Origin of the sequence: Methylobacterium sp. J-068 (assembly GCF_022829445.1) — a bacterium.
Taxonomy (GTDB): Bacteria; Pseudomonadota; Alphaproteobacteria; order Rhizobiales; family Beijerinckiaceae; genus Methylobacterium.
On record NZ_JAKSXY010000050.1, the window covers coordinates 1 to 17,389 of the forward strand.

The following is a 17,389-nucleotide window of genomic DNA, read 5'->3' on the forward strand; positions in this document are numbered from 1 at the left end:
GTTCATCTCCGACGAGGACATGAGCTCGCGCAGCTTGGACTCCGAGTAGGCCTGGTTCCCGACGAAGTTGATCGCCTTGATGCCGGTCTTGTCGCCTTCCTCGATCACGTAGATCACGTCCAGCCGGCCGTTCGGAAGATCCACCGTGCGATAGGTCACCTTGGCGGAGCCGCGCCCGGCCTGCTTGTAGAGGGCACGGATCCGCTCGATGTCGCCCGTCACCTGCGCCGGGTCGAACGGCGAGCGGTCGCGGGCGACGACCGCCGCCTTCAGGGTTTCGATCTCGACCTTCTTGTTGCCCTCGAACACCACGCGGTTGATCGAGGCCTTTTCGCGGACCCGGATGACGGTACGGCCGTTCTCGGACGCGACGGTGACCTCGGAAAAGTACCCGCTGGCCTGGAGCGCCCGCCGGGGCGCGTCGGGCGCACTCGCGACGATCGAACGGATCACGTCCGCCTCGACCCGGCGATTGCCCTCCACGACCGTCTCGGCGGCGTGGCCAGCCGAGGGAATCGCGAGGAAACCCGCTCCGATGAGGCACCGCACCGCCCGCACTCTCGTAGGTGACATTGCTGTTCTCCGGAGCCGACCTGCTCCGGTCGCGATATTCGTGGGAAAGTTTCCCACGTCAATTGTCCAACATCCGCCCTGGTGCGAGGCCGCACACCGGCGCCGGTGCCCTGCGCGCGCTGGTCTCATCCAGATCCGGTTGATGCCTTCGGGATGGCGGTTTCGGGCTTCGCTCAGGCGCCTTGCAGCTTGAGCGACACCGTTGAAGCCGGTCGGTCGCGACACCGATAACGGCGCGTTAAGGGTTGCGTGGGTAAGTTTCCCACCGACAAGCGGCCGGGCGATCCCGGTGTCTCCAGCCCCGGTGTGACCCATGAGCACCATCTCTTCCTCGACGTCACAGATCTTCGCGCAGCGGCCGCCACCGCCGCCACGGTCTCAAGGGTCGCTGAAGGATCAGATCTCCTCCACGATCAGCAGCGAATTGTCCGCGGGCTCCCTCAGCAGCACGGATGCCACGGCCCTCACGACGGCGCTCAGCTCCATCGATACGAGCCTGTCCGCGGACCGCAGCAGCGCGAAGGCGAGCGGATCGAGTTCGAAGCTCGATCCCTCCTCGGTGAAGGACAAGATCGACAGCCTGATCTCCGATCAGGTCAGCGCCGGGACGCTCACCGACGATCAGGCGAGCGAGTTGAAGAACCTGTTCGCGAGCGGCGGTCGGAGCACGAGTTCGAGCGCATCGGGCGGCGTGACGGAAGCCGGTGGGCCGCCGCCCGGACCGCCTCCGGGGCCGCCGCCGGACGGCTCGGGTTCGGACGCGGCCTCGGATGACGGGACGAGCGGCACGTCGTCCACGAGTTCGTCCACCAGTTCGGCAGCCAGTGATCTGCTCAGTTCGTTCATCAAGCAGCTGCAAAGCGCGCAGGCCAACAGTTCGGCCTATGGAGCGAGCGGCGCGAGCCGGAACGCCTCGACGTCGTCGGCACTGGTTCTCGACACCAGCGCCTGATGGCAGTTCCGGTTGATCCCTTCGGGACGATCAGACGCGACGAGCTCCCTCTCCTGGAAGGAGAGGGGACCCGCGAGTCACCACATCACCGAACCGATCAGGCGGAAACAATGACCCCGTGACGGGACCCTCACCGCCTCGATCGCATCCGGTTCCCTGATCGGTATGGGAGAGCGCCGGCACCCCCGCATCGGGCTCGATCGGTTTTTCGCGACGCGGAATCCGAACGCGCGGCCGGATGTCGGCCAGCTCCGTCACGTCGGCGGCTTCGCGCGCTCCGACCCAGCGCGGCAGGGCGGCGCATGACGGCTCGATCCGCAGGACGTGCGGCCGTGAAAACACATCGCCTCTATCGATAGATCGCGTTCGGTCGGCTGTGCGAAAGCAATCGCAGGCCGCGACAAGGCCGCCCATCTGTCGTTCGCGTGCGAACGGCCTGCGAGATCTCGCGGTCTTGCCGTGTTGCGTGACAGGGAGGCGGCAAGGCCGTCCGGTCCTCGTCATGGGTCGACGATCGCGCGTTCGAAACCCCCGTTCGACATGAATGCCGTGTTCCGTGCCCCACCCGGCGCGTGAGTGGTGGACCCGACCCGTTCCGGCCTCGGAGCAGGGTGACGGCGGTTCGGCCGTGACGCTGCCTGTCCGTCCTCCACCCTCGTTTTCGGTCCGCGATGGTGGCGAGCGTCGGGATGCCGGCCGGGAGGCTCGTTCCTCTCGCCCCTACACGAAGGTCGGGTCGGTTCTTCGGCGGCGTCAGCGGCCGGAATTCACCCAGGCGACCATGTCGCCGAGCACGCGTGCCAGGGCGGCGTCGAGGCCGGTGGCGGCGTTGGCGGCATCGACCTTCGGTACCGGAACGCGCGCGGTGAAGATGCGCGCGGCCACCACCTTGCCGGTGCCCTCGGCGATGATCTTGGCGGAGATGTCGACCACCGCCTCGCCGGAGCCGGCGGCGATGTCGAAGGCGCGGATCTCGCTGATGAGCTGGAACTCGGAGACGATCTTGTCGCCGGGCCGGCTCACGGATTTCAGGCGGCCGGAATTCTCCAGGCTCTGGATCAGGCGGGTCTGGATAAGGCGCGGCAGGCGGTCGGCCCACTGGCCGCCGCCCAGGAAGGAGAGGGCGCCGCCGGGCTCGCGCACGATGATGCGATCCGCCTCGAAGGGCTGGAGGCCCACCGGTTCGGCCACGCTGAAGGAGCGCGCGGACGCACCCACGCGGCCGTTCGGCGGCAGGGCGGCGAGGTCGAAGGTGAGCGGCACCGCGCCGCCGCCGCAACCGCCGAGCGCGGTCGCGAGGAACATCGCGACGAGCGCCGGGCCCATCTTGTGGTTGGTCATACGCATTCCGGACACTCGTCGCCGCGTCGACGCGCAGCGTGGCTGTAAACTACCATCGCGCCGGATTGGTGCCGTGCGCCGCGGCACGCCCGGCCGGGCGAGCGACGAATCAGCGGCCACCGTTGTATTCCGGCAACGATGGCTTGCCGCCGAAGATCACCTGGGACGGATCGCGCTCCAGGCTCTTCACGGTCCGGTTCAGGGTGTTCAGCGTCCGCTGTCCGTCGGTGGACAGGGCCTCGACCTCGCGCCGCCCGGTCCCGCTCAGGCGGTTGAAGCTGGTGGCGATGTTCGAGGTGCGCTTGTCGAGGTTCTCCGACAGGGTCCGAAAGGCGCGCCCCGCGTCGCGCACCGAGATCGCGGCCTCGCGGACCTCCGTGAAGGTGCTGGTCCCGGCCGAGCCCGAGGCCGAGCCGAGGAAGCCCTCCGCGCCCTTCAGCACCGCGTCGACCCGGTCCGCCGAGGCGTTGAGCTTGGCCGCGAGTGAGCGCGCGTCCTTGAGCGCGCCCTCGATGTCGGGGCTTCCCGCCGCGAGCGCCGCCGAGAACCGGTCGGCGTTGTCGATGACGCGGTTGAGCTTCTGCCCGTCGATCGCCTTGACGAGGCCGCTCACCGCCGGACCGGCATCGGCGAGCGTCTTCGAGAAGGCCTCGACATTGGCCAAGGTCCGGGTGATCGCGCCCTCGTTGCCCGCCACCACCTTGTCGAGGCGCTGGAGCACGTCGTCGGCGCGCTGGGCGATCTGCTTGGCCGCCGCCATCATGTCCTGGATGTCGGAGGAATCCGCGAAGATCGTCGGGATCTGGTCGCCGGAGCCCGGCGTCAGCACCGGAGCGTCGGCGTTGCCGCCGGAGAGGGAGATGGTGGAGACGCCGGTCAGCATCGCCGAATCGAGGCGGGCGCGGGTGTCGGCCCGCAGCGGCGTGGTGCGCTCGACCTCGACCAGGGCGACGACCCGGCGCGGGTCCTGCGGCAGCAGGCGCACGTCCATGACCTCGCCGACCTTGATGCCGTTGAAGGCGACGGTCGACCCCTTGGCGAGGCCCCCGACGCTGCCCGAGAACACGATGCGCACGGCCTGCCGGACCTGGCTGCGCGATCCGCCCTGGAGCCAGAACACGAAGCCGAAGGCCGCCACCAGCACCGCGAGGGTGAAGGCGCCGATGAGGGCGTAGTTCGCGCGAGTCTCCATCGGATCAGCGATACCTTGGCGGGGTGGGGCCTGCGCGGTGTTGCACCGCACGCGGCGCGTCGTGAGCGTCAGGCCGTCGCATGCCGCGCCTCTTGTGGGACGACCGCGCGCCCGCGCTTGCCGTGGAAGTAGGAGCGCAGCCAGGGATGGTCGCTCTCCAGCATCTCGGCGATCGTGCCCTGGGCGATGATCTGCCCGTCGCCGAGCGCCGCGATCCGGTCGCAGGCGGTGTAGAGGCTGTCGAGGTCGTGGGTGACCATGAACACGGTCAGGCCCAGGGTCTGCTTCAGGGTGGCGACGAGTTCGTCGAACTCGCCCGCGCCGATCGGGTCGAGCCCGGAGGTCGGCTCGTCGAGGAACAGGATCTCCGGGTCGAGGGCCAGCGACCGGGCCAGCGCCGCGCGCTTGATCATGCCGCCCGAGAGTTCGGAGGGCAGCTTGTCGGCGGCGTCCGGCTTCAGGCCCACCATCTCGATCTTGAGGCGGGCGAACTCGTCGAGCAGGCGCTCGGACAGGTTCAGGTGCTCGCGCATCGGCATCTGGATGTTCTGCTTGACGGTCAGCGCCGAGAACAGCGCGCCCTGCTGGAACAGCACGCCCCAGCGCTGCTCCATTTGGCGCCGGCGCGCCACGGTGAGGCCGTCCACGTCCTCGCCGAACACCTCGATGGTGCCGGCTCGCTTCGGAACGAGGCCGAGGATCGTGCGCGTCAGGACCGATTTGCCCTGGCCCGAGGGGCCGACGAAACCCAGGATCTCGCCCCGGCGGATGTCGAGGTCGAGCCCCTTCATCACGATCTTCGAGCCGAAGCCCACGACGAGATCGCGCACGCGAATGATCGCCTCGGGCGCGGCGATCGTGTGCGGAATCGAGGGGGATACGGTCTGCATGGACGTCAGAAATCGATCGCGGCGAAGAAGACGGCGAAAAGTCCGTCGAGGACGATGACCATGAAGATAGACTTGACGACTGAGGCCGTGACGTGGCGGCCGAGGGACTCGGCCGAACCCTCCACCGCGAAGCCCTCGATGGTCGCGATGATGCCGATGATCAGCGCCATGAACGGCGCCTTGATCAGCCCGACGGCCACGTGGTGCAGCGACACCGCCGCCTGCAGCCGCGCCAGGAACGCATCCACGGTCATGCCGCCGTAGAGCGAGGCGGTGAGGCCACCGCCGGCCAGCGCCGCGAGGGAGGCCAGGAAGGTGAGGATCGGCAGGCCGATCACCAGCGCCAGGATGCGCGGCACGATGAGGATCTCGATCGGGTCGAGGCCCATCACCCGCAGGGCGTCGACCTCCTCCCGCATCCGCATCGAGCCGATCTCGGCTGTGAAGGCCGAGCCGGACCGGCCCGCCACCATGATCGAGGTGAGGAGCACGCCGAGTTCGCGCAGGATGAGGAGCCCGATGAGGTTCACGACGAAGCTCTGGGCGCCGAAGCGCTGAAGCTGGAAGATGCCCTGCTGGGCGACGATGCCGCCGACGAGGAACGAGATCAGTACGATGATCGGCACGCCCCGGAAGGCGACCTGCTCGATCTGGTTGACGAGCGCCGTGCCCCGGAAGGTGCCCGGCCGCGCCGCGACCCGGATGCAGGCGGTGACGACCTCGCCGAAGAAGGCGAGGCCGGTGACGAGGTCCGAGCGCGCGCCGACCACGCGCCGGCCGAGGCCGTCGAGGAGGCTGAACAGACGGCCGCGCCGGACCGGAGCCGGCTCCGCCGCGCGCAGCTTCACCTCGCTGAGCAGGATGCGATGCTCGGGCGTCGCGCCCGCATAGGCGAGCCGCCCGCCGCCCGCCTCGATCTCGGCCCGGGTCCGCTCCAGCACCCAGGCGCCGAGGGTGTCAAGGCGGCTCACATGGCCAAGATCGACGAGGAGCGGAATCTCCGCAGAGCTGGCCGCGATCCGCGCGGCGGCGGCCTCGACCGAGGCGCCCTGGTCGGCCGTCCAGCGACCGGATAGGGCGACGCGCCCGCCGTCGAGCATCGCGGCGTCGGCGGCCTCCGGACTGGTCCTGATCTCGGCTCTACCCAACGTCGCCGCACTCCATGCCGCGATCAGCCATGGCCGATCGGGGTTACCGGACGGTCAAGGTTAATCCCGTTCTCCCGCCTGCTGGCCCACAAACGTGTTGGTGTGAAGGCTGAAAGCCCGGGCGGCCTGCGCGGCGCGTGCCACGAGGCACAGGCCGGCGAGCGCCAGGGGCGCCATCAGCGCGAAGGTCAGGGGCCCGCCGCCGGCCTGGTAGGCGGCGCCCGTGAGCAGCGTCGCGCTGGCCGAGGCCAGGGCGCCGGCCGAGCTGACGGTGCCCTGCGCCCGGCCGCGGGCGCCGTCCGGCGCGAAGCGCGACACGGCCGCCATGGCCCCGAGCTGCGTCGCGCCGAAGGTGAGTCCGTGCAGCACCTGGAGGGCGATCAGGGGGCCGAGCCGGTCGCCGAGCCACGCCATCCCGAGGGCACGCAGGAGCGCCGCCGACCCGCCGAGCGCGAGCAGGACGAAGGGACCGCGCCACCGGGACGGCAGACGGCCGACCAGGGCGAACAGCACGATCTCCGAGGCGACGCCGATGGCCCAGAGAATACCGATCCAGGAGGCCGGGATGCCGTGCGCGCTCCAGTGGATGCTGCCGAACGCGTAGATCGCCGCGTGGCTCGACTGGATCAGGGCGGCCGCCCCGATGGCGAGCCAGAGTACGCCGGGCAGGCGGGGCCTTCCGGCGTCGGGATGGCGCGGCGCCGAGGCCGGCGCATCGACCCGGTTGAAGCGGGCCACCGTCGCGGCGATCAGCGCCAGGACGGTGAGCAGGAGCGGGACCGCGAGGCGTTCGCCCATGGCCCCGAGCGCCGCGCCCCCGGCGAGATTGGCCAGCAGGAAGCCGATGGAACCGGACATGCGGATGCGCGCGTAGTCGAGGCGCGCGCTGCGCCGCACGGCACCGAGCGTCATGTAGTCGATGCTCGGGACCAGCGGGGCCGCCGCCATCGCGTTGATCGCGATCAGGGCGGCGAGCAGGGGCCAGCCCAGGGCCGCTCCGGCCGGCATCAGCGCGTAGGTGCCGGCCAGGACGAGGCTTCCCAGCAGCAGGATGCGGCGGGCGGGAACGCCCCGGTCGATCAATCCGACGAGGGGGGCGGTCGCCACGATGCGGATCGCGATGGGCAGGGCGAGGAGGGCGCCGATGACCGTGGGGTCCAGACCGAGCGCGTTCAGCCAGACCGGCATGAACGGCATCGCGATGCCGATCTCCACGAAGACGACGGCATAGAGGACGGACAGCCGAACGGCATTCGGCTCGACATGCGGGGAGGCGGGATCGGACAAGTCGACCGGGCGGTGACGAGGAGGCCTGTGGAGACACGGCGACAGGCGGGCGCTGCGTAAAGCCGGCGTTAAAACGATCCTGTCAACCTTCTCGCTTGGAAACCGGCCATGACGTGGTGGTCGCAGCACGCCCAAGGACTTGTTCTTGATGTCGAGTTCTCGTTCGCTGACGTCGATCGACGTGTCGGAATACGATCGGATCGAATCCGCGATGAGCGAGAGCGAGCGCGGGCGCTGGTTCCTCGACGAATATCTGCGCCGCAACCGCTCGAACGACACCGGCATCCTGCTCGACGCGATCGCCCGATTGGAGAGCGTGGTCACCGGCGAGCGCGACACCGGCCAGATCGGCCGCCTGCGCGGCGACGTGATGGACATGGCCCACGCCATCGCCCGCACCAAGGCCGAGATCGCGGCCATCCACGCGCCCGACCAGGACCAGAGCCGCCTCGGGGGGGCGTCCGCCGCCCTCGACGCCATCGTTCGCTCCACCGAGCGCGCCACCTCCGACATCCTCGGCGCGGCCGAGCACGTGCAGGAGGCCGCCTGGACCCTGCGCGAATCGGGCTCGGACGCCGAGATCTGCGACGAACTCGACCGGCGCGCCACGGCGATCTACACCGCCTGCTCGTTCCAGGACCTGACGGCGCAGCGCACGGCACGCATCATCCACACCCTGCGCTACCTGGAAGATCGTCTCGCCGCCATGATGACGATCTGGGGCGATGCCCTCGATCCCGTCCCCGCGGCGCCCGGCGCGCCGCAGGCGTCGGACGTCCCGGCGGACCTCTGCCAGAGCGACGTGGACCGGTACATCGACATGGAATCGTCCTCGGCCGAGCCGATCGTTGCGTCCGGTCCGGCCGCCGGTCGCATGTCCGGCGGACTTCCGGTCGACGACGACATCATGTTCCTCGAAACGACCGATGCCATCGTGGCGCCGCCGCCGGCCTCCGCTCCCGCGCCGTCCGTGGAGGACGCCGTCCCCGAAGGGTCCGAGCCCGCCGCGAGCGCACCCGTGGCGGAGACGGACGCCATGGAAGACCACGCGGACGAGTTCGCGCCCGACCGGATGGAGACCGGCGGCGAGGAGCCCGCGACGGCACCGGACTCGTCCGTCGACCCGGTCGCCCTCGCGATGGCGTCGGCCGCTGCACCGGTTTCGCCCCTGGAGCAGACCGACGTCGCCGATGCGTTCGCGGAGATCGACGCGCTCTCCGAGGACGAGAAGCGCGCGCTCTTCTCCTGACCGGGCCAACGTTCGGCGGCGCGCGGTCGCGGTTGTGGGCAGCGCGCGCCGCCCGAACGGCTGCTACAACGCCGCCATGCCCGCCTTCGCGAAACCCGCTTCACCGATCCTCCACCTGCTGAAGCTCAGCGTCGGTCCCGCCAGCATTGGGGACCTGGAGGCGCGGATCGCGCGCAACCGTGACGAGGCGATCGGCCTCGGGCGCGATCCGGCACCGGTCCACACCACCCGCATGGTTCCGACCCGTGCCGCCGAGATCGCCGGGCGCGGCTCGATCTATTGGGTGATCAAGGGCACGCTGCTCTGCCGGCAAGCGATCACGGCGATCGTCCCCTTCACGGATTCCGATGGAATCGGCCGCTGCCGGCTCGTGCTGGACCCCGTCGTGACCGCCGTCGCCCCTCGGCCCTGCCGACCTTTCCAGGGCTGGCGCTACCTCAAGGCGGACGATGCGCCGGCGGACCTCGATGCCCGCACCGCCGGCGGTCTGGCCGAGATGCCGGAAGCCCTGCGCCGTGAACTCGCGGGCCTCGGGCTGATCTGAGGCGCTTTTCCGATCGATCCCCTCGGTCGCGACGGGCCGGGGCTCCACCCGGTCATTTTCGGAAGCTGGGTCGGATTGATCCCTTCGGGATGATCAGACGCGACGGATTGGGGAGAGGTGTAGTCCATCTCCGGAGAGGTCACACACCTCACCCTGTCCCTCGCCTGCCAGGAGAGGGGACCCGCGAGTCACCTCACATCCGAACGGATCAGGCCGAAATCGTATCAGACCCCCCATACGCACGGCGTCGCGGCCACGAAAAACCCCGCCCTCCGGGAGGAGGGCGGGGGTGCGTGCATCGGTCCGGTGTTGCCTGCTAGGCGCCGTCGAAGCGGCCGCTGGCATGGGCGAGCATGGTGTAGACCTTGCCCGTTTCCGAGGTGAGGTAGGCATCCGCCCGCGACGAATCGCGGTCGTTCTTCGAGACGTCCCCGAGCAGGCGTTCGAACTCGCCGACGTAGCGGTCGACCGTCCGCCGGAAATCGGCATCGGCGGCGTAGCGGCGGCGAACCTCCTCGAAGGTCTGGCGCCCCTGCGCCGTGTAGATCCGGCGATCGAACAGATTCGGCTCACCCCGGCGATAGCGCTCCCACAGGTCCACCGCCGTCTGGTGGTCGATCATCTTGGCGATGTCGGTGGAGATCGTCTCCAGGGCGGTCCGTCCCCGGTCGGCGGCCTTCTTCTGCGCCTCGGACGACGGCTTGGCCGCCGCTGCCGGCGCGCTCTGCGCCGCCTCCGGCTCGTCGTCGAGGGAGGCGCGGGTCAACAGGTCGGAGAGCCAGCCGCGATTGTCGGCGCCCCGGCTGTCCGCCCGTGCCGCCGGAGCCGGGCGCATCACGTCGCCGGTTCGCGCGGCGGCGGGGGCCGAGACCACGTTGATCGACTGGCCCGGACGGGCCGCCGGCGCGGCCGGCTTGGCGGCCGGTGCCGGTTGGGCTTTCGGCGGGGTGGCTTGCGCCGCCTTCGGCGCCGGGTTCGCCGCGGGCGCCTCGGGCGGACGCGGCTCCGACACCTTGGGTGCCGCCGCGTCCACGGCCCGGCCGGAACGCTGGACCAGCGTCGAGAGGTCGCTCAGCGCCTTCAGCTGCTCGGAGACCACGCGCCGCATCTCGCCGGTGGCGTCCTGCGTCTCGCGCGGGATCTCCAGCACGCCGCGCTGAAGGTCGGCGCGGGTGGCGTCGAGTTCGCGCCGGATCTCCGCCGCCATCTCCCGCAGGGTGGAGACCGAGTCGCCGAAGCGCGTGGAGGCGGTCTCCAGCACGGTCATCATCTGCTGCGAGGCCTCGTCGATCGCCTGGCGAACCGCCTGCGCGGTGCGCTGGCTCTCGGTGTCGGCGCCGGCGCGCAGGCCCTCGAAGGCCTGGGTGACGCTGGCGCCGGCGCCCGAGGCGGTCTCGGACAGGCTGGTGCCCAGCGCCCGCGCCCGCTCCTCGGCGGCCCGCAGGGTCTCGCCGATCACGGTGTCGAAGCGGGCGGTCTGGGCCTCGATGGCGCCGGAACGCTCCTCGATGCGTGCGAGCACCCCCGCGATCGCCGCTTCGCGCTCGGACAGGCGGCCGGACAGACGTCCCTCCGCGCCCTCGATCTGGCTCGCGGCGCCCTGAAGCTGGCTGGCGGCGTGCGTCAGGTGTCCGGCATGGCTGCGCCCGATCTCGCTCAGCGCGCGGCCGCGCTCGTCGAGGGAGGCGGCGAGTTCGGCCGCGTCGCGCAGGGCGCCCTCCGCCACCGTCTTGAGCAGGCCGACCTGTTCGGCCACGCCGTCGCTGGCCCGCGCGGTCTGGGCGGTGACCGACGACAGCGCCTCGCGGATCTCGGTGATCCGGCCGGACAGGCTCGTCTCGATGCTGCCGAGGTTCTCGCCGGTTCCGGCGAGGAGATCGCGCAGGGCGTCGTTCGCCCCGTCGACGCGCTCCAGCACCTGCACGAGTTCGCGGCGCATCTGGTCGCTGGCGTTCGCCAGGGACGCGATCGCGCGCGAGGCTCCCCCGTCGATGGTCGACAGCAGGGCCTCGGCCGATGCCCGCGCCTGCGCGGCCAGGGCCTCGGTCCGCTCGCGGATCGCGTCGACCAGCGGGGCGCCGCTCTCGCGCAGGGCCCGCTCGATGGCATCGCCGCGAAGCGCGAGGGCGTCCACGAGCTGTCCACCCGATCCCTCGACGATCTGGCGCAGACGCTCCGACTGGTCGGTCAGCGAGGTGACCACGGCGTTGCCGCGTCCGTCGAGGGTCTCGACCAGCGCGCCGCCGCGCTCCTCGATCGCCCGCGTGATGGTCTCCGCGCTCTCGGCGAGGCGTCGGGCGAGCGATTGTCCGCGCGCCTCGACGAGGCTCGCGAGCGCGGTCGAGCGCCGGTCGAAGGCTTCGGTCATCGCGCCGTTGCGGCTGTCGATCAGGGCGGCCACGGCCTCGTTGCGCTGGTCGAGGGCGTTGGCCAGGGCCTGGGCATGAGCCTCGGCGAGGGCCGCATGGCGCCCGACGCGCTCGTCGAAGGCCGCGAGCATGGTCGCGGACTGCTCGTCGACCAGGGCCGCGTAGGCATCGTGCCGGTCGTCGAAGGCCGAGGCGAGGGCGTCTCCACGCGAGGCGACGAGGGTCGCGAACACCTTCATCCGGTTGTCGATCCGGCTCGTGAAGGCCGCCGCACGGCTATCGACCGACTCCGAGAGAGCGGTGCCCTGCGTCTCGATCGTGCGGGCGAACGCCGCCGAACGCTGCTCCACGAGATCGTCGAGGGCCGAGAGCCGCTCGTCGAAGACCGTCGTGAGAACCTGGGTCCGCTCGGCGACACGGTCCGCCAGGGTGCCCGCGCGCCCGTCCACCAGGGCCTCGAGCGCCTTCAGCCGCTCGTCGAAGATAGACACCAGGGCGCGGGTGCGGTCCTCCGCCTGCGCGGCGAACGCTTGCGTGCGGTTCTCCACCAGTCCGTCGAGACTGCGCAGGCGCTCCTCGAACAGCGTGACGAGGGCATGCGTGACGGTCTCCGCCTGGAGGCGCAGGGCGCCGGCCCGGTCGTCCACCACCCGGTCGAGGGCGCCGACCCGCGTGTCGATGAGCGAGACCAGCGCCTGGGCGCGGGCATCGACCTCGTCGGACAGGGTGCCGGTCCGGTGATCGACGAGCTGGTCGAGGGCGCCGATGCGCTCGTCGAACAGCGAGACCAGCCGATGGGTGCGGGCATCGACCCGATCGGTCAGGGCGTCGGCGCGATTGTCGATCAGGCCGTCGAGCGCGCTCAGAACCTCGTCGAACAGGGCGCGCAGGCCCTGTGCCCGCGCGTCCAGCGACTGGGCGAGATGGGTTCCGCGAACGTCGACGATCTCGTCGAGGGCGCCGATGCGCTGATCGAGCAGCGCGGCCAGGGCCTCGGTGCGGCTCGCGAGGGTCTCCGTGAGCTGGGCGCCACGGCCGTCGACCACCTGTCCGAGCGCTCCGATGCGGTGATCGAACAGGCGCGCCAGGGCCAGCGTGCGGGCATCCACCGCTTCCGCCATCTCGCCGCTGCGACGCTCGACCACCGCATCGAGGGCGCCGATCCGCTGGTCGAACTGGGCGGCGAGGGTCTGGGCGTGGTTGCCCATGGCTTCCGCCAGGCGCTCGCCGCGCCGGTCCACGAGCTCGTCCAGCACGCCGATGCGCTGATCGAAGGTGTTGGTCAGCGCGCGCGTCCGATCCTCGACGGCCTCGACGAGGCGCGTGCCACGCCGGTCGACGATCTCGTCCAGGGCACCGATGCGCTGGTCGAAGGTATCGGTCAGCGCGCGCGTGCGGTCCTCGACGGCCTCGACGAGGTGCGCGCCGCGCTGGTCGACGATCTCGTCGAGGGCGCCGATGCGCTCGTCGAAGAGGTTCGCGAGGGCCCGGGTGCGGGCCTCCACGGCCTCGCTGGCGCTGCCCAAGCTCGCCGTGATCGTGTCGACGAGGGCCCGGCCGCGCTGGTCCAGGCTGTCATGCAGCGGCGCGATCCGGTCGCTGAAGCTGCTGCCCAGCGTGTCGGCGTGGCCGTCGAGGAGCGCGCGGATTTCGCCCGTGCGGTCGTCGAGCAGCTGGTGGACGGTGCGAACGCCCTCGTCGAGGAGCGAGCTGATGTCCGAGGTCCGCCGGTCGAGGGTCGTGCCGAGGCGGCCTTCGCCCTCGCTGAGCTGACGATCGGCGTTCGCCACCATCTCGCGCAGGCGCGCCAGGATGGTCTCGCCGCGCTGCTCCAGGACCTGGCCGAGCGAATGGCTGCCGAGGTCGAACAGGCGTGCCAGTTCGGTGATGCGACCGCCGAGGGCGCCGAACACGGCGCGGCCCTTCTCGTCGAGTTCGGTGCCCATCGCCGTCGTGCGGGCATCGATGAGGCGCACGAGTTCGTCGGCGCGCTGGGCGAAGGCCTCGCGGATCGCCTGCGCCTGGGTGTCGAGGGCCTCGTTGGCGCCGCCGGTGCGGTCCACGATCATGTCCACGAGTTCGCGGGTGCGGTTGGCGAGGTCCTCGTCCACCGCGCGCGTGCGGCTCTCGATGAGGCGGATGGCCTCGAAGGCCTGGGCGCCGAAGGATTCCTCGATGAGCCGGCTGCGCTCCTCGAGAGCGGTGCCGATCGCTTCCAGGCGGCCGAGCACGCCCGCGTCGAAGCGTCCGGCCCCCTCGTCGAGGCGGCGGGCGAGTTCGAGGGTCTGCTCGTCGAGGCGTCGGCCGATCTCGGCCGAGCGCTCGCCCAGGACGTCGCCAAGGCTCGCGCCGCGGGCGGCGATGTCGAGCGCCATGGTGTCCGCGCGGGTGTCGAGGGCCTGGACGAGGTCGCGGCCGCCTTCGACCATCACGCGGGCCATCTCGGCGGTGCGCACGATCAGGGCCTCGTTGAGCGCGGTGGCGCGGCTTCCGAGGTGCCCGTCGATCTGAGCGACGAGGTTCGAGAAGGTCTCGCCGATCTCGCTGGAGCGGCGCAGCGAGCGCTCCTCCAGGGCGCCGAGCTGGCTCTCCACCGCGTCCCGCGCCTCGCGGGTGCGCTCGGCGATGGCGTCGGCCACCGCCCGGCCCTGCACGGTGATGACCCGGTCCATCTCCTCCAGGCGGCCGGAGACCGATTCCGTGAGGGCGGTGGTGTCGCGCGAGATCCGGTCGGCGAGGATGTCGCCGCGCGCGATGGTCTCCTGGAGCGCCGCGAGCCGGTCGCCGAGCACGCGGTCGATGGCCTGCGCGCGGGTCTCGGTGGTGTCGGCGAAGGTCGCGCCGGTGCGGTTGAGGGCGTCGTTCACGCGCGCGCCCTGGGCGGTCACGGCGAGAACGATGTCGCGGCCGGTATTGGCGAGCTGCGTCTGGGCTTCGCCCGCCTGGGTCGCGATGAGGTCGCCGAGGGTGCGTCCGTGGTCGCCGAACGCCGACTCGACCTCGCGTACCCGGGCGGTGAGGTCGCCGCCGAGTCCTTCGGCCGCGCGGGCGATGGTGCCGGCGGCCTCGTCGGCGCGGCGCGCCAACTCCTCGTTGACCGCATCGAGGGTCCGGCGCAGCGCCTCGATGGAGGATTCCGCGCGGGCGCCCACGCTGCCGCCGACGCCATCGGCGGCGTGGCGCAGGAGTTCGGCCGCTTCGGCGGTGCGCGCGGCGAGATCGGACGAGGTGGCGGCGAGCCGGCGCTCGAAGATCTGCACGGCCTCGACGGTGCGGGCCTCCAGTTCGCCGGTGGCGCTGGCGGAGGCGCGGCGCAGCGATTGCGCGGCCTCGCTCGTGCTCGCGCCGAGGGCCACGGTGGTCTCCTCCGCGCTGCGACGGAAGGTATCGGCGGCCTCGGATGTCCGGCTGCCGATTTCCTCGCCCAGGATCGCGGCGGCGGAACGCAGGGTTTCCAGGGCCCCCAGGGTCTGGTTCTCGAAGGTGTGACCGAAGGTCTTCAGGGTGCCGTCGAGGCTCTCCGTCGCTTCGCGGGCACGGAGTGCCACGAGATCGCCGATGCGTTCACCGGTGGCGCCGAGGGCGGTCTCCAGACCCGTGCCCTGCACCGTGATGGTCTCGTGCAGGCGCTCCGCGACGGTCTCGATGCGCGTGGCCAGGGCGTTGCCGTGCTGGTCGATCCCCGCTGCGATGCCGTCCACGTTGCGCAGCAGGTCGTCGCGCACGGCGCCGGCCCGGTTGCCGAAGGTCTCGACGATCGCGCTGGCGGCCAGCGCCAGGGCGGCCTGGGCCTCGCGGCCGCTGGCATCGATGCGCTCGGACATGGCGCCGCCCTGGACCGCGATGGTCTCCTGCAGGCGGCCGGCCACGGCCTCGATGCGATCGGCGAGGGCGCCGCCACGCTTGTCGAGATTGACGGTGACGTCCTCGACGGAACCGACGAGCGTTTCGCGCAGCGCCTCGGTGCTCGCCCCGAAGGTCTCGACGATGCTGCCGGCGGCGCGTTCCAGGCCGGCCCGGGTCTCGTGCCCGCGCGTCTCGATCAGGCTGGAGATCTCGGCGCCATGCACCGTGATGGTCTCGTGCAGGCGCTCCGAGACCCGCTCGATGCGCTCCGCCAGGGCGCCGCCGCGTGTGTCGATCCCGGTGGCGATGCCCTCGACCGCGTGGATGAGCGCGTCGCGCACCCCGTCGGCCCGGCCGCCGAAGGTCTCTATGATGCTGCTGGCGGCGAGCGCCAGTCCGGCCTGGGCTTCGCGGCCGCGGCTCTCGATGAGGTCGGAGACGCCGGTGCCGGCGGTCTCGATCTCGCCCCGGAGGGTCTCGCCGCGCACCGCGATGTCCTGCGTCAAGGCGGCACCCGTCTCGGCGAAGTGCCGGCGCAGGGCGTCGCCGGTCTCGGCGAAGCGGGCCGTGATCTCGCCGCCGGTTGAGGAGAACTGCGCCGTCAGCTCGGAGCCCCGGGCCAGGAAGGCGTCTTCCAGCCCACGGGCCGAGTCCTCGAAGGTCTGACGGACCTCGCCGCCCTGGCGGTTCAGGGCCTCGATCACCTCGGCGCCGGTCTGCGCCAGGGTGCGCGCCACCTGGCCGGCATTCTCGGCGAGGGTGGTGGTGAGGATGCCGCCCGTCCGCTCGAAGGCGCGCGTGACCTCGTCCGCGCGGGTCTCCAGTGACAGGGTGAGGGCGGTGCCGACCTCCGCGAGGCTGCCGCGAACGCCCTCGCTGGTGGAGGCCAGACGCTGGACGAGGTCGTCGCCCCGGCCGGAAACCAGCTCGACCACCCGGTCGCCGGCCTCGCCGAGGGCGGTGGTGATCGCGTCGCCGCGATGGCCGAGGGCGGAGGTGATGGCCTCGCCCCGGGCGTCGAGCGCCCCGGTGACCCGGTCGCCGGCGCCGTTGACCGCCGAGACGATCCGCTCGGCCGCGCCGTCGAGTTCCGCCGTCAGGCTCTGGTGGGTGCCCGCGATCGCGCCGCGCACCCGCTCGGCGTTGGCGACGATGGACTCGCGCTGGGCGACCAGCTCGTCCACCAGGGAGCGGATGCGGATCTCGTTGTCGGAATAGGCGCGCTCCAGGGTCGCGATCTCGCCGCGCACCAGGGTCTCGAGCTCGCCGGCGCGCGCCAGAGCCCGCTCGACGCCGTCACCCACGGCGGCGACTTCCCGGCGCACCGTCTGCGACATGGTCAGCACGGCATCGGTGGAGAAGTTCTCGGGCTCGGCCAGACGGATCGCGACCTCGCCGACGGCACGGGCGACGAGGCGCATCTCCTGCGCACGCACCGCGAGCATCGCCATGATGGCGAACAGGACCACGGGGCCGACGAGGGCCGTGGCGGCGACCGCGCCCTGAATGGCGGTGAGGCCGTGGAAGAAACCGCGCAGGTCGCCGCCGGACTGGCTCCAGGCCAGGGCGAGGAGGCCGGCGATCCAGAGCGCGCCGAAGATCGCGGCGATCAGGTAGGGCGTGCGCGAGGGCCGGATGCGGAGGGTCTGCTGCAGGATGCCGATGTTCTGCCGATCGTCGTTGGCGACCATCGAGCGATCGGGCGGCAGCAGGCCTCCTTCGCGGCGGGGCCGGCTGCGGTCCGGCGGCGGCAGGTCCGAGGCGAGCGGCTGGTCGAGGTCGAGGCGCGGCGGGGCGAGGCGGCCGCTCGGATCGCGCAGCGGATCGGCATCGCCCACGTCGGGCAGGCGCGGCTCCACGCGCGATGCGTCCTCGCCCTGCGCGAACGCATCGAGGTTGAGAGCCTGCTCGATCGCCGACAGAGCCGCCTCGGCCGGGTCCTTGAGCTTCTTTTCGGTGGCCATTCAACGCCTCGTCACGCGTATCCCGATCGCCGGC

11 protein-coding genes are annotated in these 17,389 nt (G+C 71.5%); 3 read left to right on the forward strand and 8 right to left on the reverse strand.

All coding sequences use genetic code 11. The annotated features are described in order from the left end of the window. Both MKK54_RS05765 and MKK54_RS05770 read right to left on the reverse strand, forming a co-directional pair. On the reverse strand, window positions 1–573 hold a 573-nt coding region (locus MKK54_RS05765), incomplete at its 3' end, for a POTRA domain-containing protein (protein ID WP_279597201.1). Window positions 574–969: 396 nt separating this feature from the next. Continuing rightward, the gene (locus tag MKK54_RS05770) at window positions 970–1,143 is read right to left on the reverse strand and encodes a hypothetical protein (RefSeq protein ID WP_244009820.1); all 174 of its coding nucleotides are present in this window, start codon (window positions 1,141–1,143) and stop codon (window positions 970–972) included. Between MKK54_RS05770 and MKK54_RS05775 the strand changes: the two genes are divergently transcribed. Next, window positions 1,133–1,525, forward strand: a complete 393-nt coding sequence (locus MKK54_RS05775; RefSeq protein WP_244009821.1) for a hypothetical protein — start codon at window positions 1,133–1,135, stop codon at window positions 1,523–1,525. The two genes, MKK54_RS05770 and MKK54_RS05775, sit on opposite strands and share 11 nt — an antisense overlap. A gap of 753 nt (window positions 1,526–2,278) precedes the next feature. Here MKK54_RS05775 and MKK54_RS05780 read toward each other — a convergent pair. The 5 genes from MKK54_RS05780 to MKK54_RS05800 form a co-directional block, all read right to left on the reverse strand. Beyond that, the gene (locus MKK54_RS05780; protein WP_244009823.1) at window positions 2,279–2,872 is read right to left on the reverse strand and encodes an ABC-type transport auxiliary lipoprotein family protein; all 594 of its coding nucleotides are present in this window, start codon (window positions 2,870–2,872) and stop codon (window positions 2,279–2,281) included. A 103-nt stretch (window positions 2,873–2,975) separates the two neighbouring features. Beyond that, entirely contained in the window at window positions 2,976–4,058 is a 1,083-nt protein-coding gene (locus MKK54_RS05785) for an MlaD family protein (RefSeq protein ID WP_244009826.1), read from the reverse strand. A gap of 68 nt (window positions 4,059–4,126) precedes the next feature. Continuing rightward, on the reverse strand, window positions 4,127–4,948 hold the full coding sequence (locus MKK54_RS05790) for an ABC transporter ATP-binding protein (protein WP_244009828.1): 822 nt from the start codon (window positions 4,946–4,948) through the stop codon (window positions 4,127–4,129). 5 nt (window positions 4,949–4,953) lie between these two features. Continuing rightward, window positions 4,954–6,048, reverse strand: a complete 1,095-nt coding sequence (locus MKK54_RS05795) for an ABC transporter permease (RefSeq protein ID WP_244009852.1) — start codon at window positions 6,046–6,048, stop codon at window positions 4,954–4,956. A gap of 108 nt (window positions 6,049–6,156) precedes the next feature. Continuing rightward, window positions 6,157–7,383 carry an MFS transporter gene (locus MKK54_RS05800; protein ID WP_244009830.1) on the reverse strand — a complete coding sequence of 409 codons (1,227 nt, stop codon included), beginning with the start codon at window positions 7,381–7,383 and terminating at the stop codon, window positions 6,157–6,159. A gap of 148 nt (window positions 7,384–7,531) precedes the next feature. Between MKK54_RS05800 and MKK54_RS05805 the strand changes: the two genes are divergently transcribed. Continuing rightward, window positions 7,532–8,632, forward strand: a complete 1,101-nt coding sequence (locus tag MKK54_RS05805) for a hypothetical protein (RefSeq protein WP_244009832.1) — start codon at window positions 7,532–7,534, stop codon at window positions 8,630–8,632. Between the two features lie 76 nt (window positions 8,633–8,708). Continuing rightward, entirely contained in the window at window positions 8,709–9,176 is a 468-nt protein-coding gene (locus MKK54_RS05810) for a DUF1489 family protein (RefSeq protein ID WP_244009853.1), read from the forward strand. Window positions 9,177–9,492: 316 nt separating this feature from the next. On the opposite strand, the gene MKK54_RS05815 is transcribed toward MKK54_RS05810, so the two are convergent. Beyond that, window positions 9,493–17,355 carry a hypothetical protein gene (locus MKK54_RS05815; protein ID WP_244009833.1) on the reverse strand — a complete coding sequence of 2,621 codons (7,863 nt, stop codon included), beginning with the start codon at window positions 17,353–17,355 and terminating at the stop codon, window positions 9,493–9,495. Window positions 17,356–17,389 lie beyond the last annotated feature (34 nt).